The organism is Thalassotalea atypica, from assembly GCF_030295975.1.
In the GTDB taxonomy this organism is placed as follows: domain Bacteria; phylum Pseudomonadota; class Gammaproteobacteria; order Enterobacterales; family Alteromonadaceae; genus Thalassotalea_F; species Thalassotalea_F atypica.
In genome coordinates this window covers 2,874,881-2,894,408 of record NZ_AP027364.1, presented here as the reverse complement: position 1 = coordinate 2,894,408, position 19,528 = coordinate 2,874,881, and the positions used below count along the sequence as shown (strand labels likewise).

At 35.8% G+C, this 19,528-nt stretch carries 14 protein-coding genes; 11 read left to right on the top strand and 3 right to left on the bottom strand.

Features of this window, described 5'->3' with window-relative positions:
• The first annotated feature begins 7 nt into the window (after window positions 1-7).
• The 4 genes from QUE03_RS13320 to QUE03_RS13305 are packed head-to-tail and all read left to right on the top strand — an operon-like array spanning window position 8 to window position 6,294.
• The gene (locus QUE03_RS13320; RefSeq protein WP_286262231.1) at window positions 8-1,636 is read left to right on the top strand and encodes a site-specific DNA-methyltransferase; all 1,629 of its coding nucleotides are present in this window, start codon (window positions 8-10) and stop codon (window positions 1,634-1,636) included.
• Complete coding sequence (locus tag QUE03_RS13315) at window positions 1,636-3,348, top strand: site-specific DNA-methyltransferase (RefSeq protein ID WP_286262229.1); 1,713 nt, start codon at window positions 1,636-1,638, stop codon at window positions 3,346-3,348. Before QUE03_RS13320 ends, QUE03_RS13315 begins: the two co-directional genes overlap by 1 nt.
• A 23-nt stretch (window positions 3,349-3,371) precedes the next feature.
• Complete coding sequence (locus tag QUE03_RS13310) at window positions 3,372-6,110, top strand: DEAD/DEAH box helicase (RefSeq protein WP_286262228.1); 2,739 nt, start codon at window positions 3,372-3,374, stop codon at window positions 6,108-6,110.
• Between the two features lie 58 nt (window positions 6,111-6,168).
• Complete coding sequence (locus tag QUE03_RS13305; protein WP_286262226.1) at window positions 6,169-6,294, top strand: hypothetical protein; 126 nt, start codon at window positions 6,169-6,171, stop codon at window positions 6,292-6,294.
• A 105-nt stretch (window positions 6,295-6,399) separates the two neighbouring features.
• Here the strand turns inward: QUE03_RS13305 and QUE03_RS13300 are convergent, their stop codons facing one another.
• Window positions 6,400-6,651, bottom strand: a complete 252-nt coding sequence (locus QUE03_RS13300) for a hypothetical protein (protein ID WP_286262224.1) — start codon at window positions 6,649-6,651, stop codon at window positions 6,400-6,402.
• A gap of 335 nt (window positions 6,652-6,986) precedes the next feature.
• Here QUE03_RS13300 and QUE03_RS13295 point away from each other — a divergent pair, with 335 nt between their 5' ends.
• The 3 genes from QUE03_RS13295 to QUE03_RS13285 all read left to right on the top strand — a co-directional run bounded on the left by QUE03_RS13295 (window position 6,987) and on the right by QUE03_RS13285 (window position 9,399).
• A complete protein-coding gene (locus tag QUE03_RS13295; protein ID WP_286262221.1) occupies window positions 6,987-7,115 on the top strand; it encodes a hypothetical protein in 129 nt (42 codons plus the stop codon).
• A gap of 39 nt (window positions 7,116-7,154) precedes the next feature.
• The gene (locus QUE03_RS13290; protein WP_286262220.1) at window positions 7,155-8,753 is read left to right on the top strand and encodes a hypothetical protein; all 1,599 of its coding nucleotides are present in this window, start codon (window positions 7,155-7,157) and stop codon (window positions 8,751-8,753) included.
• 250 nt (window positions 8,754-9,003) lie between these two features.
• On the top strand, window positions 9,004-9,399 hold the full coding sequence (locus QUE03_RS13285) for a PDDEXK-like family protein (protein ID WP_286262218.1): 396 nt from the start codon (window positions 9,004-9,006) through the stop codon (window positions 9,397-9,399).
• 29 nt (window positions 9,400-9,428) lie between these two features.
• On the opposite strand, the gene QUE03_RS13280 is transcribed toward QUE03_RS13285, so the two are convergent.
• A complete protein-coding gene (locus QUE03_RS13280; RefSeq protein ID WP_286262216.1) occupies window positions 9,429-10,268 on the bottom strand; it encodes a BrxR family helix-turn-helix transcriptional regulator in 840 nt (279 codons plus the stop codon).
• A 179-nt stretch (window positions 10,269-10,447) separates the two neighbouring features.
• Between QUE03_RS13280 and QUE03_RS13275 the strand changes: the two genes are divergently transcribed.
• The 4 genes from QUE03_RS13275 to QUE03_RS13260 all read left to right on the top strand — a co-directional run bounded on the left by QUE03_RS13275 (window position 10,448) and on the right by QUE03_RS13260 (window position 17,400).
• A complete protein-coding gene (locus QUE03_RS13275) occupies window positions 10,448-13,963 on the top strand; it encodes a hypothetical protein (protein WP_286262214.1) in 3,516 nt (1,171 codons plus the stop codon).
• Between the two features lie 70 nt (window positions 13,964-14,033).
• Complete coding sequence (locus tag QUE03_RS13270) at window positions 14,034-15,914, top strand: hypothetical protein (RefSeq protein WP_286262212.1); 1,881 nt, start codon at window positions 14,034-14,036, stop codon at window positions 15,912-15,914.
• Between the two features lie 22 nt (window positions 15,915-15,936).
• Window positions 15,937-16,596: a hypothetical protein gene (locus tag QUE03_RS13265; protein WP_286262210.1), complete on the top strand. Its 660-nt coding sequence runs from the start codon at window positions 15,937-15,939 to the stop codon at window positions 16,594-16,596.
• A gap of 123 nt (window positions 16,597-16,719) precedes the next feature.
• Entirely contained in the window at window positions 16,720-17,400 is a 681-nt protein-coding gene (locus QUE03_RS13260; protein WP_286262208.1) for a hypothetical protein, read from the top strand.
• 260 nt (window positions 17,401-17,660) lie between these two features.
• Here the strand turns inward: QUE03_RS13260 and QUE03_RS13255 are convergent, their stop codons facing one another.
• Window positions 17,661-19,124: a KAP family P-loop NTPase fold protein gene (locus QUE03_RS13255; RefSeq protein WP_286262206.1), complete on the bottom strand. Its 1,464-nt coding sequence runs from the start codon at window positions 19,122-19,124 to the stop codon at window positions 17,661-17,663.
• Window positions 19,125-19,528 lie beyond the last annotated feature (404 nt).

Below are 19,528 nucleotides of genomic sequence, written 5' to 3'. Positions count from 1 at the left end.
AATTGAAATGAATAATACGAAATTAGAACTTACTTGGATTGGTAAAGACACGTCCCCAAGGCTGGAGCCTAGGATATTATTGGAAAACACAGTTAAATCATATCATGCAAACCACAAAATAGCTGAAAGCGATATTTTCGATAACAAGCTTATTTTTGGAGATAACTTATTAGCATTGAAAGCGTTAGAAAGTGAGTTTTCCGGTAAAATTAAATGTATTTATATAGACCCCCCCTTCAATACTAAACAAGCATTTGAGCATTATGATGACGGAATCGAACATTCGTTATGGTTATCTCTTATGAAAGATCGATTAACTATTTTAAAAAAGCTATTAAGTAGAGATGGTGTTATTTGGGTCCATTGTGATGACAATGAGCACGCATATTTAAAAGTGATGATGGATGAAATCTTTGGGCGCTCTAACTTTATAACCAATTTTATATGGCAGAAGGTTGATAGTCCTAGTGAAAATAAAAAACCTTTTTACTCTGATCACGATTATATACTTTGCTACGCAAGTGATGCAGATGTATGTAAATTAAAACAAAAACCAGATTCAAGTATATTAGACGCTTACCGCAAACCGGATGAAGAGTCATCTAGGCCATATAGGGACCGTTTGTTGAAAAAAAATGGAAAAAGTAGTCTTCGTAAAGACAGACCATCGATGTATTTTCCAATAACAGCTCCAGATGGTACAGAGATTTACCCTGTTCACGATGATGGCCAGGATGCTAGATGGGCATGCGGGCAAGCAAGAGTCAGTGAGCTTGTTGAACGGAAAGAGTTAGTTTGGAAGTTGAGAGATGAAAAGTGGATTCCGTATACAAGGGAATATGCCCCTTTAAATCCGACTAAACCATATCCGACAATTTGGTGTGATGTTCAAACATCGAGACAGTCTAAAGCTCATTTAAAAACCTTGCACAGGGATGTAGTTCCATTTGATACACCCAAACCAGAACCGTTATTAGACAGAATTATTGAAATGTCTACTAATAAAGGAGACATTGTTCTAGATTCATTTGGTGGCTCAGGAACAACAGGTGCTGTAGCTCATAAAATGGGACGTAAGTGGATCATGGTTGAGCTTGGTGATCACTGCCACACTCACATTATTCCTCGCATGCAAAAAGTTATTGATGGTGAAGATCAAGGTGGTATTTCTAAAGCAGTTAATTGGCAAGGTGGTGGTGGCTTCCGCTATTACAGTTTAGCTCCTTCACTGTTAGAAAAAGATCAGTGGGACAACTGGGTAATCAATAAAGACTATAAACCAGAAATGTTAGCTGAAGCGATATGTAAGTTAGAAGGCTTTACTTATTCACCCTCAGAAACTGAATGGTGGAATCATGGTTATTCAACTGAGACAGACTTTATTACGGTTACCACACAAAACCTTTCTATCGAAAAATTAGAGCAACTTTCCGAAGCGGTAGGTAGTGATAGAACGCTATTGGTTTGTTGTACCGCATTTCGCTGCAACCCAGACCAATTTGCTAATTTAACGATTAAGAAGATACCTAAGATGGTGCTTAATCGCTGTGAATGGGCGCACGATGATTACAGTTTAAATGTACAAAACTTGCCGATGGCTGATGATACTGATGAACAAATAGGATTAGATATTTAATGAGTCATACAAAACTAGAACTTACATGGGTTGGGAAAAACCAGCGTCCTAAACTGGAACCAAGAATTTTACTTGAAGATCCGAGTAAATCTTATCACGCATCTCATAAAGTAAATGAAAATGATATTTTTGATAATAAATTAATTTTTGGTGATAATTTATTGGCATTAAAAGCTTTAGAGCAAGAGTATACAGGCAGAGTAAAGTGTATTTATATCGACCCTCCTTTTAATACCCAGCAAGCATTTGAGCATTATGATGATGGAGTAGAGCACTCCCTTTGGCTTAATTTAATGAAAAGTCGTATAGAAGTTCTTCATAAGCTTTTATCTGATGACGGTACGTTTTTTATACATATCGATGATAATGAATTAGCTTACATTATAGTTCTATTAGATGAAATTTTTGGAAGAAGTAACAGAACTTACATATCAACCTTTAAACAAAGTTCGGTATCTGGACCCAAATCAGTGAACCCAGGATTGGTAAGTACAACGAGCTTTGTAATTATTTATGCTAAGAATAAAAGTAGCTGGAAACCTAACAAGCTATATGTCAAAACAGATAGAGATAGTCGTTACTCTAAATATATAAGTAATTTCGAGGATGATTATAGTACGTGGAGGCTTGAACCTATTGCTGAAGCATTTGCTAGTTTTAAAGGGATTGAAAAAAAATTACTAAAAAAAGAGTTAGGTGCTAAATACGAAAGTGAAATTGAGAAGTTTGTTCTTGCAGAGCCTAGAAGGGTTGTTCGTACAGCACGAATTGCGGAAAAGGATGTTGCTGCGGCTGCTAAAGAACAACTCCGTCTCTCTAAAGAGAATAAAAATATTGTTTTTAAAGCTGAAAGGGAAGGCAGTAGTGACATCTATTTTCTCAATGGGGAGCAATTAATTTTTTATTCATCAAAAACTAAGCTTATTGATGGTGAAACTGTTACAGCACAAGCTCTGTCAACTTTGTGGGATGACTTATTATCCAATAATTTACATAAAGAGGGTGGAGTAAAATTCCCAAATGGCAAAAAGCCAGAAGCACTTCTTAAACGAGTTTTGGAGATGTCCACTGATAAAGGTGACTTAGTCTTAGATTCTTTCGGTGGTTCAGGTAGTACGGCAGCAACTGCTCATAAGTTAGGTCGTAAATGGATAACTATTGAATTAGGCGAACATTGTCACAGTCATATTATACCTCGGTTTAAAAGAATAATAGACGGAGTTGACCAAGACGGCATATCTAAGGCAGTGGATTGGCAAGGTGGTGGCGGTTTCCGCTATTACAGCCTAGCTCCTTCACTGTTAGAAAAAGATCAATGGGACAACTGGGTTATCAATAAAGACTATAAACCTGAAATGTTAGCTGAAGCGATATGTAAGTTAGAAGGCTTTACTTATTCACCGTCAGAAACTGAATGGTGGAATCATGGTTATTCCACTGAAACTGACTTTATTACGGTTACCACACAAAACCTTTCCATCGAAAAATTAGAACAACTTTCCGAAGCGGTAGGTAGTGATAGAACGCTATTGGTTTGTTGTACCGCATTTCGCTGTAACCCAGACCAATTTGCTAACTTAACCATTAAGAAGATACCTAAGATGGTGCTTAATCGCTGTGAGTGGGCGCATGATGATTACAGTTTAAATGTAAAAAATTTACCGATGGCTGATGAGTTAGATCAAGACATTGATACAGTTTTTAGCGACTAATAATAAAAATTAAGGATAATAAAATGGATACAAGAACATTAAACTCTATTACTGGTCGCTTAAGTTTAAGAGCGCCTCAGAGAGAATCTTTAGAGGCATTAGCAAAAGCAATTGATGCTACGGATGAAAGGCTTTTAGACCATAAACACGATGTGCCTGCATTATTAGACACTTTAAAGGCAGAGTTTACTACATTAGAAGACTTTGAGCGTGAATTCCCTTCATTATGTTTTGCTCTAGCTACAGGTGTAGGTAAAACAAGGCTGATGGGAGCTTTTATTGCGTACCTTTATCAAGCTTTCGGCATCAGAAATTTCTTTGTACTTGCTCCTAATCTCACTATTTATAATAAGCTAATAGCTGATTTTTCTCCTGATTCAGCAAAGTATGTATTTAAAGGGATTGCTGAGTTTGCTAATTATCCTCCAGAAGTTATTACTGGAGACAATTATCAACAACGTGGTGCCCAGTACATGGATGATATGTTTGGTAATGTTACGATTAATGTATTCAATATCTCTAAAATAAACTCAGAAGTTAGAGGCGGTAAAGCACCTAAGATTAAACGCTTATCAGAATATATCGGTGATAGTTACTTTAACCATTTAGCCAAATTACCTGATTTAGTGCTCTTAATGGATGAATCTCACCGCTATCGTGCAAGTGCCGGCGTTAAGGCTATTAATGAATTAAAACCAATATTTGGTTTAGAGCTAACAGCGACACCATTTGTTGAGAAGAAAGGTGGCTCAGGTAAACCAGCACCATTTAAAAATGTCATTGTAGATTACCCATTAGCACGTGCAATGGATGATGGTTTTGTGAAAGAACCTGCTGTTGTAACACAACGAAATTTCGACGCTAGCCAGCATAGTAAAGATCAATTAGAAACAATTAAGCTAATGGACGGTATTCGATTACATGAGGCAACAAAAGTTGAATTATTGACTTACGCTAATGTAAACGAAGTTAAAGTCGTTAAACCTTTCATGTTAGTTATTGCAAGGGATACAACCCATGCGAGTGAGTTGTTAACTAAGCTAGAAGATGTATTTGACGAGCGCTATAAGGGTAAGGTTATTCAAGTCGATAGTAGTAAATCGGGTGCTGCTGAAGACGAGATGATCGCAAGATTACTTGCTGTTGAAAGTGTTGAAGAAAAAACTGAAATAGTAATACATGTAAATATGCTTAAAGAAGGTTGGGATGTTACTAACCTTTATACGATAGTTCCACTTAGGGCAGCTAACGCACGAACACTTATAGAACAATCGATAGGTCGTGGTTTACGTTTACCTTATGGTAAGCGAACTGGTGTTGAAGCGGTTGACCGTTTGAGTATTGTTGCACATGACAAGTTTCAAGAAATTGTTGATGCTGCCAATGATCCTGAAAACCCTTTACGATTAAAACAGCTCATTTTAGAACGTCCTGAAGACGAACAAGCAAAAGAAAGTGTTATTGTTGGTTCAAATGTTGAAAATTTGATATCAGGTAATACCCCAGTTGGTAGTGCTGGTACTACTTATAATTCAAGTACTGCATCAGTACCACAATTTGATGGTGTTGCAGAAAAAACTATTGCACAAGTTACTTTGGATGTTATTAAACAGTTTCAACATAAACCTTCACAAGCTCCTACCAGTAGCTCTCTATTAGACGCTGAATTACAAGAAAAAATCACTAAAGCAGTTACTGAACAGTTATCAAATGTTCAACAAACATTAATTGATGAACAAGGTAACGTGAATGTTGGAAAAGTAATAGAAAAAGCGACTGAGCTTGTTGTGAACAACACCATTGATATTCCGCGTGTAATTGTTACTCCAAAAGGTGAAGTCAGTAATGGTTACCGCCCATTCACTCTTGATGTTTCAGGCTTGAAATTTAACCCGCAAGATAGAGAGTTGGTAAGTCAAAGTTTACAAACGAACCAACAAACTGAAATTGGTGAAGGTGATACAGGTAACTATGAACCAATAAAAGAAAATTACATTTTGAAAAAGCTCTTTAACTACGATGATATTTCTTATGATGAACATGCAGAAATTCTTCATGATTTATCACAACAAGTAGTAGAGCACTTAAAAGGCTATCTACAAGATGATAAGGATGTAGAAAACGTACTTCAAAACCAAAGTGACGCAATTGCTAAAAATATTCATTCGCAAATGGATAAGCACTTTTATGAAGATGCAACTGAGTATGAAGTTGAAGTAAGAAGTGGTTTCACTACCTTAAAAGGTTGTTCGTACACTGCAACCAAAGGGCAGGATATTCATAGCTTTAGAGATACAGTAAAAGAAGTTGCCAAAATTAAACAAATGCTCTTCGGTAACTTCGCTAAATGTCTTTACCCTATTGTGAAATTTGACTCTGATACGGAACGTCGATTTTCTGTCATAGTAGAACGAGATGCTGAAAAGTGGTTCAAGCCTGCTAAAGGTCAATTCAAAATGTACTATAAAATGGGGACTGAACACCCTGAATATGTACCAGATTTTGTTGCTGAAACGTCTAATGCTGTTTATATGATTGAAACCAAGAGTACTCAACATAGAAATGAAGATGGTTCATGGAATGAAGAAGTAACCGAAAAAGCTAAATCTGGCGCTAAGTGGTGTGAGAACGCATCTCAATATTTACAAAAGAATAGTGGTAAAGAGTGGAAATACTTGCTTATTCCGCATGATGAAGTGAAAGAACATAATACATTGAGCAGCTTTGCTTCTAAATTTGAAAAAACTTCTGTCGATTTTTAATTAATGTATAAATAATTAAATTAGGAACTTTACTGGTAATTATTAAGGATAATTTTAAATGAAATTTGAAGAACTGGTTGCTTGGGCTAACAAGCTCAATGTAGATGAAATATATAAGCTTTCAAGTAATCCAGATCTTCAAGGTAAAGAAAAAAATTCTTATTTGAAACAGCCCGGAAGCTGAAAGGCCAACATAATTTATCTCTGCGTCAGCTTGAATGGCTACATTCAATTTATCAAACAATTACCCAGCCAGATCAATTTACTAAACATAGTTCAGATAAGAGCCTTATAGTTCAAACTCGTTTAGCTGGATATCTTCATATTGCCCATTGTCTAAAATTTGATAAAGGCTACCTGTTTGAGTTTTTACTAATTTAGTGTCTAAGTTGATTGCTGTTATAGCAGATGTGCAAACGTAATCCCCCTTTAAATATCGACAACTGCTGTCATCAATTACTGTTCCGTATAGGACCTTACCAATCAGCAGATTTTCATCATAAACGGAAACAACGAACCAGTCGGAAATCACAGTATTCATATCTAACACCGCCAAAGAAACTTACTTAAATTTTAGAGGATAAAGTGCTCACAACGCCAATAACTTTTCGTCTGGTTTAGAGGAGATTTAAGTACCAACTAGTCTTTTTGAATGTTACTTGGTAGAATCAATGTGGGTTGGCTAACATTCTGATAAGTATATATTTTAATGTTTATTTATTCGTTTTCAACTTAATTGATATTACGATTGATTTTCTTGTTGCCAAAACGCCTGCATATTATTAATTAGCCATGATTTAAAGTTCGTTTCGACTTCACTGAGTTCATTCAAAAACCAGGAAGCATTTTTATATTAACTTTAAAGGAAATTAAATTATGGCGAATAACAACAACTCTAGACCAGCATCAAATCAGCCTGCTAATGGCGGAAATTGGCCTTCCACAACGGGTGGGAAATCAGGTGGCAATCGAGGAAATGCCGCCCCTAAAGGCGGTAAAAAATAAAATGGAGTTTGGCCCCTTACATTGGGGCCTTTTATAATTATGGAAAATATAGAAATCTCATTCCCCACTATTGGTGAAGTAGTTAGGGAAATCTTTAATTGTTCTGGGCTACTGCCACAAAAAGAAGATCCAAATAACTCAATATTATCAGCTAGTGACAAGAAAACGCTTCAAATGCAATTGAAACGACTTGCTGATGAAAGCTCAAAAATTGACGGCAAACTTGATGAGTTATTAATTACACTTAAAAAACTTCTCATCAAAGCGATCCCTAATGAGCGAGTCGCTTGTATGATTATGGAATTCGTCGAAGAGCTTTTAGTGACCTATAAAGCTGTGTTAAAAGACGATGGAACATACTTAAGCAAAAAGAAAACGACACAATGGTTTATCAAGGTTTACTTGCTAGATAGATTGGTTATTTCTTTTTATAAGAACTACCTACGATTTAATGTTGTTGATGAGAAGCTCAATGTTCCTGAGCTAATTTCTTGGGTGCTGCCGGAAACTAATAATAAAAAAACTACTTGGCCTTTGGCTCATGCATGGAATTTCATTTATCGTTCCCTTTCGATTAGTCAATCAGGATTTCACAATTCAGATAAAGATGCAGGCGACTATAAAGCGATTCAAAATCTAGAAAAGGCACAACGCTGGGTGGCTGGGAAGCAATTGCCAAGTATCAGCTCTTTGTATGCAAACCTTGATTATTCATTGAAATTATTAAAAAGCTCAACAGATGAAAAGACTCATCGACTAGTGAGTGATAAGCAGGCGAGTGAGTTCAAATTAATGCTGTTTATTGCAAGAGCCGCCACTTTCTTTTTTAAAGAGCTTCAAAAATCTTTTGGGGACTATTTCCTTTTAAATGTGTGTGCGCACATTAAAGGGCAGTCAGGAAGGTTAAAACGAGTTAACAAAAGGCTTGGAGCCGAATTAGATTCAATTAAATCGGATTATAGAAATCTAACTGTGGCTGAAAAGGATGAGATAAATTATCAGTATGTTGGGCAGTTTTGGCAACGGTATGCTGCTCAGCAGCAAGCCGGAGCTAGTGTATTACAGGACTACATTGAAGCTGATGCTTTTAAAAGTATTTCTGAGAGAGAAGCTGCAATGGTGCATATATCATGTGTAGGGTCTTTGCAGGCATATTCACTACTTGAAACTGGAAAATTTAATATTCGAGAACAAATGCCCACGTCGTTTCCAGAACTCTTTGGAAAAGGACTAAAGTTGAAAAATAGTATTAGTTCCCTTACCCAAGCTGAAAATTTTGAAAGTGAATTAAGGGTGAAAGGGCTTGAAGATACTTTAGGTTGGTTATGCGATTGGGCTTATGCAAATTTTTATTACCGTAGAGAAGATAATGTAAATGCTAATGTTTTTTATAAAAAAGCTTTTACTAAAGCAAAGTACTCTGCTGGTGGGCATCAGTATAAATTGGTAAATCAATACATTGAATCTTGTGCTAAAAGTAATAAATACAGGGATATGAAAAAAGCAGTTGCATGGGCTAATTATTTGGGAATAAAAGTTCGGTGGTTAAGAGGCTGGGATGATCCTGAATCAGAAGAAAGTTTAAAAGGGTTATTTATGTTTATGGGGCAAAATAACTTAAGGTATGCTCAATTATAAGTTGGTTGCTTTAGTTTTTTGTATTTGTTAGATTTGTTTTAAGCTTTATCACAGGCACTATCGTCTGATAATAGTATTAATGCATGATACCCGTTATGGGAAATTGCAAGGCTGGCAGCCTTTCTATTAGATACAAACCGTTCAGGTTGTATGGTGATATTAAATTGGCGGTGATCTTTTATAGATACCGGGTTCGCAGCATATAGAGGTCCCTACTGGCCTGCGGCATTAATTTATATCGGATATAACTATGCCTGTTAAAAATGCAAACCGCACAGCACCAGCAAATCAATATTATAAAAATACCTCTTTTGAAACTTTAGCAGCCAGTTGGTTTACCTACGATGGTTGGGAAGTTTTTGTTCCCGTTATTGACCATGATATGAAAACAGATCTATTGGTGAGTGATGGCGTTAACTTCTACCGGATTCAAATTAAAACGGTTGAGTCAGCAGATGAGTCTCACTTAGTTGAAAATAAATGGGGTGATGCGAAGATTGATTACGTCATTTATTTTTCGAAAAGTGCTAATTGGGGCTATATATCTAAACCCTTCAAGAAGCGCAGAAAGCGCTTAAATTCCCCAGACAATATAAAATTTCATCAACATCATAAGCCGTTTATTAAAGCGTTTAATTTGATTTGATGATCGTAGATTATATAACTTAGTCACTATTAAGATAGTTTAAGTGTTAAATGATATTGTTCAGGGTGACTTTTTAACAAGTTATCATCCTCACAAATATGAAAACGTTGTTTGTAGTACATTTTTAATGGCTTTCTGACATTAAGTACTAACTCATTGCCTTTCATGTTGTAGTCAGTGGAGATGATTTCTTGTTGAGCTTTAGATAAATAGGGATTGGGAGTGATAGTGATATCTATATAGGTATTCCAGCTTTCATCCCCATCTCTTGTGTGAGTTGAAATATCCATTAAATCAGGCTCATTTCTAAATCGACTAAGCACCAGATCAATATAGGTCTTAACTTCTTCACAGTAAGCCCGGACATGCCATCTAACTCCATCATAAATGATAGTATGTGGCGTTATGATTCGACCTTTTACGTATGGCGATGATAGTGAAACATACTCAACATCCACACGACGACATTCGCGGGCCGCTATGATCAGTTTTCTAACTATATTAGGTGATACAGCTCTGTCAGGAACATTTAATATTTCACACTCGGCATTGCCCCAGTTAAAAAACTCAAAACAATTATCCATGGTTTGCTGTTGGTGTAAGAAAGACAGGTATTCACCTGGAGCACCTTTGATAAATTTTGGTAAGAAATCAGGCGTAGGTTTATAGCCCTTTATTTTTTGATCTAGAATGATTTGCTCATGCTCAAAAAGCGATTTGTACTTTGATATGTCACGAGATGCTTGTTGTCTGCCAATTTTGAATGCATCGCAGAGGTGATTGGTGGTTAACCTACCTTCCCATAGAGCGACTATCTCTATAAGTCTGAATCTTAAAATTTGATCCCATTTTAATTCATCAAAGTTCATTCGCACCTGCTCGAAAATGGTACACATATATGTGTACAGTATTTACATGTAGCAATAATATACATTAAATTGTAAGTATAGAAAACGACCTGTTATTGAATGAAGTTTATTCTGAGTCAAGGTGCAGATTTTTAAAGCATTTATTATTTTATGCTTCAACTTATAGGGATAGAATTGAAATGAATAGTGAGCTGTATAAAGCATATATAGATTTAGCGGGTCCAGAAGCTGTACAAAAGGATGAAGGATTCATAGCATTAGTTGATGCTCAAACAGGGCTTGGAAAGACATATCAGGCAACTGAACTGCAAATTGAGCACCTAATAAGTGATTCAAAGAAAAAACTAATTTACGCAACCAACCTTAGAGTAAATGTCAAAGAAGCATATGAAGATTTAATTAATCGAATTAATTCCAGTTCAAAAATATCTTCAAAACAGAAAAAGCTCGTATTAAAAAACATCATCCATATACCTTCTCAAGAAACGTCAATAAAGTTGTTAAGTGAAGAAGATTGGTTGTTGTTACTGGAGGAGATTGAAGGCACTAGCTTTAGAAAGGTTAATACGCTCAAAGATAGTATCAAAATACTTAATCAAGCTGCACAAACATCAACTAACTCGCAACTAAATGATGATTTAAGTGATAAATATCGTAAGTTATTTCGGTTAGTTCAAACAATATTTAAAGATAAAATAAATAAGAAAGAGATATCTAAATCATCGGCTGTTTATTGCGTTTTAACTAAGATATTTCCTGCGTGTAGAATCGATGATAGCTCTACTCAGGTTATTTTTATGACTACCGCCAAGTTACTTTATCCTTGGCATTCTCTAGAGAAAAACTATCGGATCAGTGATGTCTTAAAAGACTCATTAATTATATTTGATGAATTTGATCGGCAGCAAGGAGAGTTTTTAAGCCATTTACTTAAAGATTCAAAAGAGTTTGATGTTATTTCTCTTGTCCGCAGACTCTATTCAAGCTTCCAAAGTTTTAAAGTTGAAGGTGATGAAGAGTTTGAAGGGGTTGATTCGAGTTTTAATAAGTTTCGGTCGCAATTAAAAGAGTTTAATGCAAACTGGAATATTAGTTATAGACCTTATATTACGGACACAACAATTCAGGCAGGTGCTGAAAACCAAAACAGAGTTTTCACGATGCTATCCGACAGAATGTCATTACATACAATTAATTTTAAACACGATGAATTAACTTCAAATATTAATGAGGTAGCTGGTTCACATGAAATTGGAACTGGAGGTGATAAAAGCGCTATAACCTTCGTAAATAATGGTAGTCAGGTTATTAGGGCTTTCTGTAATGCAATGCTTAGCGCTACAAATACTTTATCAAATAATCTAAAGAAAATTGATGGTAGTAAACCTCATTCAACAGAAGATTTAGTCGTTAAGGTTTTGAATCATTTTGGGTTAGCTGAAATGAGGTACGATATTATTTCTCTATTGAGTGCTAGGTTAAGTTTTCGATTGCAGAAAGAATATAAGTCTTATAGTTACCATGATAGCGGCTTTGAAATAGCGAGAGTTAGCAAATTTAATGATCTAGATAATACCGCTACTGCTGCAACTTTTGAACTAGCACTAACACCAACGGGGTTATTGGCAAATTGGGTTTTAGAAGGCGCACAGATTTTGGGGATTAGTGCTACGGCAACAAGCAGAACAGCAATTCATAATTTTGATTTACCTTACTTAAAGAATATTCTTGGAAGTAAGTTCAAGCATTTAGATAACCAACAGAAAAAAGGCATTCAACAGGAGTACTTGTCTAAAAGGCGTTATGAAGAAAACAATGTAAATATTTCCGTGGCAGCAGTATCTGAAAATGATCTTCGTGGTGGTGTTAAGTCGTTATATAAAGAGTTTTTAGGCGGTATGGTCGATGACTTAATGCTTGAGAGCCGAATTGCGAAACTACTTGAAGTGTCCTCTGATCCAAAATCAATTGATTTCGCAACTAAGAGAGTTAATAAATTAATAGCTTCAATTAAAAAGTTTTCTGATCACTCATCTAATAGATACCATTTTTGTATGCTTAATAAGAGCTATAAAGGAACTGAATTCTTCAGGTTCATGGAGTTCATTGGCGTTAAGTATGGCATTAAGGTTTTTGAAAATATCAATGCTGCTTCATTTCGAAATGATAAGTTTAATTCGGTGCTTGAATTGCTTGAAGAGACTGATGAAAAGGTGGTTGTCATAACAAACTATCAGGCGACAGGCGCAGGTTTATCACCATCATATAAAATCAATAATACCAAGGGATTATTTTATATTGGACCAGATGGCGAGCCTCCACTTCAAAATAAAACAGATATTGATTCTATATATTTGGAGCAGCCCAAAAGTCTCATCGGAAGCTATATCTTTGAAGATCAAGCATTAGAAGAACGAAGTATTGCGATTAAAAAGAACATTCATGATGCTTTAATGCTTCACGAGCAGGAGTTGTTGGTTGCGAATGATGTAAAGCCAATATTAAACAAGTTTATAGCATCAAATATTAAAAGTATGTCTGTGAACTCAATGATTGGTTTATATAAAGATACGGATGACTACAGGTATGCAGTTTATCGGTTTATAGAGCAAGCCCTTGGTCGTATGTGCAGAACAGAGTGGAAGCAGCCTGAGATTAGCATAATGTTTGATGCTGAATTCGACTTTATTGAAACATTAGCGTCCGATAATCGTGAGTTATCATATTTATCTTTTGAGTATTCTGCACTGATAACTATGATGAAGAAAGAGTTTAAGTTTGAGGCAAAAGAAAAACTAGCTAATGCATATTCTGCAAAAGCAAGCCGTAACCATTCTCACATTCAAAGGTTAATCACGAGTGTTTATCGCCACCAAAATAGCGATGCTATAGGTCAGTATAATCGGTTAAGAAAGTTGGTGTTGAATAAACCTACTTCTTCGGAAATACCAACAGGCGAAGCTAACCGTTATTATATTCGTTCTGAAATATTAGGCAGCTATGCTTATCATATTGATAATAAAGATGAGCATAGCGTTACTCAAGTCTTCATTAATTCAGATGATTACTCGCCTCAGAATATCGTATCTGGTTTGTCCGCTAGGTTGAATATCCTAATGTTAAATAAAGTAATTAAAGAGCATTTTGAAACAAACGGGTTCGCTACTTCTTTTGGACAGCACGAATATATTATTTCTCCAGCAATGTATGACATATACATGGGAGCACTTGGTGAGGAAGCCGTATTTTCTATATTAAAAGAGTTTAATTATTATATTGAAGAAATGCCTGAAGGGACGGTTGAATGGTTTGATGGTTATTTGGCCGTTGGCAATACGGTTTTATTAATTGACGTAAAACATTGGGATATGGATAAGTCTTGTTTACAAAGAGATGACACCTTTGAAAAATGTAAAAGTAAGCTGAAAAATTTAAAAGAAAAGATGCCACCTGACTTTAAAGGTAAAAAGCTACAAGCATTATATATCAATGTATCGTATAGCGAAGGAAGCAACATTACTGGTTCTACTTTTTCTGACAAAGAAAATGTTTTAGTTGAGTCAGCAAAACTGCTTGATGCAGACGTAATCGATGTGCCGGGCGTATTGGATATTAAAACGGGTCAATCAAATATCCCACCAATGGAGCAATTGTTGAATCTTTTAGAAACAATAAAAGGAATTAGTGATGAGTAAGAGCTTAACAACCTTAATTGATGTATCAATAACACACTCAGTTCTTGACGAAAGGTTCTGTTTATATCAGGTGAGTTTTTCTTCAGATATTAAGCAATTGACCTATGGTAAGCGGCTTGCAAAAATTGATAAACATACATCTCCTTTAGGCTTGATTTCCCATGGTGGTAGGCACTGGATACTTCTGAGTAAAGATTCCCAGGCACCTGCAAAACTACCAGATATAGGTTTTGTAAAATCTAGCTTCTTAGATTGTGATGATCTTTTAATTACTCGTTTACTGACAAGGGCTTTGGGGAAGCTGGCCGGAGAACAGGTGTTCTCTGGGTTAGGTGAAACATACTTTTATCTTGGAGCTGATACTTACAGAAAAGAAACAATACATAAATGTGTAAGTATTGATCTTAAAGAAAGTGTTCGGTTTAACTCTATGTTTGTTGATCTTAAAGGTACTGTTTTTTGCCCAACTGAGATTGTATTTAAATCACCTGCTTACATTGAACAAGCGACTAAGTACTCTTTTGACATGATGACGGGAATGTTGAACAGAGATAAAAAAGGCTCATTGATTATTCATAGTCCTGGCAAAGGAAAATTCACAAGCAATGCTGTTGATATTTCAGGGCAAAAACCAATTTCTTTAAGAAAGTCTAGAACAGGTGCTTTGCATCATTACATTGAGCTAATTAATAAGGTTTTTGATGGAGCGTTAGAAATCAAACTGAAACAAGTGAATGCTGATTGGCGTCAACAATATGGTAACGCTGAAATCAAAAGTGTTTACAACAAGATTTATGATGTTGTTAATGAAGCTGGCGGTATTAATATTGTTAATGCCTCACTTTCAACTGAGGGTTTTGAAGCACTTAAAAATGAGGCTTGGCCTGTAGATGTTACTTTCATATCTCCTGATGAAGTTGATGATAACACCCCGTTACTGGTTGTGTTAGATAGCAAAAATGAATATGAAAATGCTGGTTTAGAAGATAGAAAACAATCTTTTTACAACCGTAGTTCTGCTACACAAAGCGTATATACCAGCACCATAACCTCAAAGGACAGCAAGGGGTTGAAGGTGTTGATTGATACATGGGTGAAAGAAATAGCGATAAAGTTGGAATGCAAGAAACAACAGTTTTTGATTCAAGAGTTTAATGATAATTATTGGTTTGTATCGGTAGAGCAACGATATCAAAAAGACCCTCTCATCTATCATATCATGAAGTGCCAAGATGGTAAGTTTACTTATGAATCTGGAGATGAATATTACTTTGATGATTTAGGGATTGAACTTCCTGAAAAGCAACGATTCTTTGAAAATATCAGTTATGTTATCGACATGAGTAAAGCTGATGTTCAGGTTTGCTCAATTATTCACGAGGGTATTGCCGCAGTACCAGATGGCAAAGTGTTGTTTGATATATTAAGTCGACTCGATAAAAGCAGTATTGAAGGAATGACAAGGAAGCATATTGATAGCTTTTTAACTAACAACCATGACTCTGACGACCCGATAAAACCACGCTTAGTCTCAATGTTGGAACAATTTCCAAATAAAAAGGAATTTTATAAAGAGGACTTTAAAAAAGCAGAGATAAAATACCGCTCAAATGCAGAGAAACAGTTATTTGATGAATATTTTGAAGAAACAGGTGTTCTTCTAAATTATTCATTGAAAGGTGGGCATAATGAGTATTTGGAGTCTCAAACTGGGCATTTTTATGACGCAGAGCATTCGGCATATTTTGTTGGTATGCCAAAAGGTGGTTTCAAGTTTAGTCGAGGCCAATTCAACCATATTAGATTTCTAGATGGGCCTGATTACTTGAAGCAAAAATGCGTTGAGCTGACAGCTACTTATTATGTGAGGAACAAGTCAGCAACGGTCTTGCCATTTCCTTTCAAAACACTTTCCGAGTGCGCAGAGTTAAAAAAGAATTACAAAAATTAAATATTAAGGATAAATAAATTACATGATCCCAAAAGTACTGTTTAGAGGTGCAATTCCGAATATTAAAGTGCAAAAAATTAGTAATTATGATCAAAAAGAACCACTAGGCCCCGGTATCTATGCAACAAGTAGCTTAGATACTGTTGAATACTATACCAGCAGAGGCAGATCCGTTTATAAGCTTGTAGTTGATAGTAATTATTTACACCGGGAGCATTGTATTATTGAGCTTTCTAGTAAACTGAATGAACAAGCAGAGTCGATCCAAGACAAATTAAAAGTGGTACTTAATGAACACTACGACTTTTTAGAGCTAGATGAATCGAGAAATGTTGTAGATCTTTTATTCAATAGAGAGTATGAAATTCAGAATTATAACTTTGAGTGCAAAATAGCTCATAAGGAGCGTTTTAAAGGTTCTCTATTAAGTATTCCTCATTTTTTTGCGAAAGCTTTTTTTGAATTTTTGAAGCCAAAAGTCTGCAAAGCCCCGTTACCCAAAGTCGCTCCCAGGGATGAAGATATAGTAAACAGTTTAATCTCTATCGGTATATGGATGGGAATCGGTTCAATTGAAAATGATCCATATACTGATAATGGAAAAATGGATGCTGGGATTCAATACTTGTTTTATGATGAGAAAGCAATCACAAATAATTTAGAATTAACAAAAGGCAATTAGCAGTTAGTTGTTTTAGAACATACTAGCTTTATTGGCTTTTATTGAGGTAAATGTAGGCTGTTTTTCAATCGAACAATTTCTCCTAAGAAAATAGCGTTAAGTAATTACGGAAACAAGAAATAAATGAGTAATATATTATCTACAGAAGCAGTAGTCGAAATTCGTAGGAAAGGAATCACTGAAGGACAGTGGGGAGCATTAAAAGCTAGGCAAAAGTTCAACTGGAGAGTTGCTCTCCTTGGTGTATTAGCTTTTTCTTATTTTGTTTTATATATCGCTGCCGCAGAGGTTATTGCTTTATCAGATTTACCTAAGTGGTTTTTTCATATAATTGGAGTTTATAGTTCTTGCTGTTTTCTTATACTTACGGCAGGAGAGAGGGAATATAGTTCACTCTCTATTATACAGCAAAATATGATTGATATAGTTTGGAAAATTGGCGCTTCTATACTGTTCTTATTTGTCGGTATTCTATTTGTGGCGTTCATATCCTCGGTGATGTGGAAGGGGCCACTACAGTTATATCTCTCAAACGTGTCAGGGCAAGTAGGACCTGATTGGTTGCTTTCTGCGGCAATAAACGTGGCATTTTTTATAGTTGTTTACCAAAAGTTTATCTCATCAGGGATGCTATATGATTTTTTTAAGATTCCTCAGTTAATCGGGGATAGTTGGAAAATGTCAGAAGCACAAGGTTCTCTGGTTCCACTTGCAAAAATGGAGTCTGTTTTAGCTATAGCTTTTTCGATTGGCCATATAGCTATAAGCAGTTTACTGTCAGCTTTGCTATTCTTATGGGTTTAATATTGTATAAGTTAAACTCATCGCTTCAATGATCTTTCTATTAATTTAAAGCCTTTAAATATAAGGACTTCAGAGCTGTTTCCAACTAGAATAGTTTTTAGCTTATTTAAAACCATTGAAAATGCTCGATAGTTTCCAACTTCATTAGTTTTTATGCTCCTCCTAAGTCATTGAAAAATATAGGGTGGCGGTTTCCATCTAGATCTGTCGTGATCAATATTGTTAATATTGATAAAAAGCGAGCCTAAGGCTCGCTTTTTTTATTCGATATTACCTGCTAATTCGATAATTTTTTTTAAGTCACTCCACATCCAATATTTGGCTTGCTCAGGTGCTCTTTTGTAGTTATTGATGTTAGTGCTTAATGAACCTATGAAATTTTGCAATTCAGCACTAGAGTTGCTTTCCATTATGTTACGTAAATCACGTGGGTTTGGTAGTTCTTGCTGTGTTATATTTCTTCCCCACGGATCTTGAGTTGAAACTTCCATAGTTACGACGCACTGCATGTTTTTTTCTATATAAAGATTTATATTTAAATCTGGCCCAAATTCTATATCTTTATTGATTGGGGGAGTATACGTATGGCTTGAATCATTCCTATTTTCATAAGGTTCAAAATTTCCATCCTGTTCAATTAGACCAATTATTAAGGCTGCAATGTTGACGATTTGTTTCTTTTCAGTACCTTCTTTAATGACACAAATAGATCTTAAACAGGAGTGCATTTTACTAAATAATTGATCAACGTCCCTGATTTTTAATTTAAATGCTGAAGCTAGCTTAGCAATAATACTGTTTACTTCCTTTTCTAAATTTCCTTGGTTTATAAGTGGAAATAAACTCAATGATGAATAGTTTGTAAAGCCCTTACTCGTTGCAGAAATATAGTGTTCTAAGTCAGGCTCAGGGAGGCTCACTTTTCGGTCAAAAAAGCGTTTTAAGTATTGGTTAGAGTCAAATTCAGCGCCATATACGGATTTGATGGAATGAGACAGCTGTTCTGTATCTGTAGCGATAACAAACACAAAGTTATCAGTTGTGAAGAAGTGCTTAATAACTTCGAGCATCTCAATAGCGTGAGTAGGGCGGCAGCGATCTAATTCATCTACTAGTATTACTGCAGGTAATTTGGCTCCATAGTTTTTCTGCAATACTTCTGCTAATTGTCCTAGCGACTTACGAATTCCATGTATGGCTTCTATTTGTTCTGTATATTCTTTGGTTAGTTGTTTAGTGAAGTTTTCTGAATCACTTTCAATCATTTGCTTTATAGTTTCCATGCCAATATTAGAGTCGTTTAAAATTTTTGCAGATGTGAAACCTGCGACCCCAACTAATGCAGCCTTCAATGCCTTTCCGCACAGTTGCTTTACTCGTTTAGTTGTTTCTTCGCTTCCTATACCGCTGTTGAACTTTTCGAACTGACTTAATAGTTCACTTGTGATTACAGTTAGTGGCTCTTTTGAAAAGTCGCTTTCCCACGAGTTTATATAAACAACAGGGTGCTCCTTTACTAAGAGATATGAATAAAAGCGTTTTAAAAATTCAGTTTTTCCAGTTCCCCATGAGCCATTCAAATTTAAAACAAAGCCGTCTTGCTCACCTGTAATATAGTCGGCGAGAAATTCTCCATAGTTCTTTCGTTTTAATTTACAGTTGTTGAAATTGTGAGAATTTCGCCACTGTTCGTATTTAGCATTGTTTTGTATCAAATCAGCCATATTGAATTTATTATTTAATGTGTAATTACAAAATAATACAGCAATTTCAAGTTGATATTTCTTAAGTAAGTCAATTTGCTTTGATTTAGAAATCTAAATAGTCAGATTTATTGTTTGTTCGTTGTAATTTGTTGTCGCGGTGGCGACGACTCGGTAACCGCTCCTGCGTTGCCCTACCTCCTGCACCCATGCAATCGACCCAAAGGGACGCTTGCGCCGCTGTCCCCTTGGAACCTCGGCAACTGCTCCTGCGTTGCTCTACCACCTACATCCATGTAGGCGCCATGGCGCTGCTCACAAACTTAACCTGAAGTATAAAAGTTCTATCGATTTAACGCTTAGATGACACTGCGCTCTTTGCCTTCCATGGCACCGCACGTTACCGCTCATCCTGAACATAATCC

Bases quoted from the DNA above. Each gene is read 5' to 3' on its own strand.
- QUE03_RS13300 (WP_286262224.1), bottom strand. From the start codon at position 6,651: ATGAATACTGTGATTTCCGACTGGTTCGTTGTTTCCGTTTATGATGAA.
- QUE03_RS13305 (WP_286262226.1), top strand. From the start codon at position 6,169: ATGAAATTTGAAGAACTGGTTGCTTGGGCTAACAAGCTCAATGTAGAT.
- QUE03_RS13260 (WP_286262208.1), top strand. From the start codon at position 16,720: ATGAGTAATATATTATCTACAGAAGCAGTAGTCGAAATTCGTAGGAAA.
- QUE03_RS13285 (WP_286262218.1), top strand. From the start codon at position 9,004: ATGCCTGTTAAAAATGCAAACCGCACAGCACCAGCAAATCAATATTAT.
- QUE03_RS13290 (WP_286262220.1), top strand. From the start codon at position 7,155: ATGGAAAATATAGAAATCTCATTCCCCACTATTGGTGAAGTAGTTAGG.
- QUE03_RS13315 (WP_286262229.1), top strand. From the start codon at position 1,636: ATGAGTCATACAAAACTAGAACTTACATGGGTTGGGAAAAACCAGCGT.
- QUE03_RS13295 (WP_286262221.1), top strand. From the start codon at position 6,987: ATGGCGAATAACAACAACTCTAGACCAGCATCAAATCAGCCTGCTAAT.
- QUE03_RS13265 (WP_286262210.1), top strand. From the start codon at position 15,937: ATGATCCCAAAAGTACTGTTTAGAGGTGCAATTCCGAATATTAAAGTG.
- QUE03_RS13310 (WP_286262228.1), top strand. From the start codon at position 3,372: ATGGATACAAGAACATTAAACTCTATTACTGGTCGCTTAAGTTTAAGA.
- QUE03_RS13275 (WP_286262214.1), top strand. From the start codon at position 10,448: ATGAATAGTGAGCTGTATAAAGCATATATAGATTTAGCGGGTCCAGAA.
- QUE03_RS13280 (WP_286262216.1), bottom strand. From the start codon at position 10,268: ATGAACTTTGATGAATTAAAATGGGATCAAATTTTAAGATTCAGACTT.
- QUE03_RS13255 (WP_286262206.1), bottom strand. From the start codon at position 19,124: ATGGCTGATTTGATACAAAACAATGCTAAATACGAACAGTGGCGAAAT.
- QUE03_RS13320 (WP_286262231.1), top strand. From the start codon at position 8: ATGAATAATACGAAATTAGAACTTACTTGGATTGGTAAAGACACGTCC.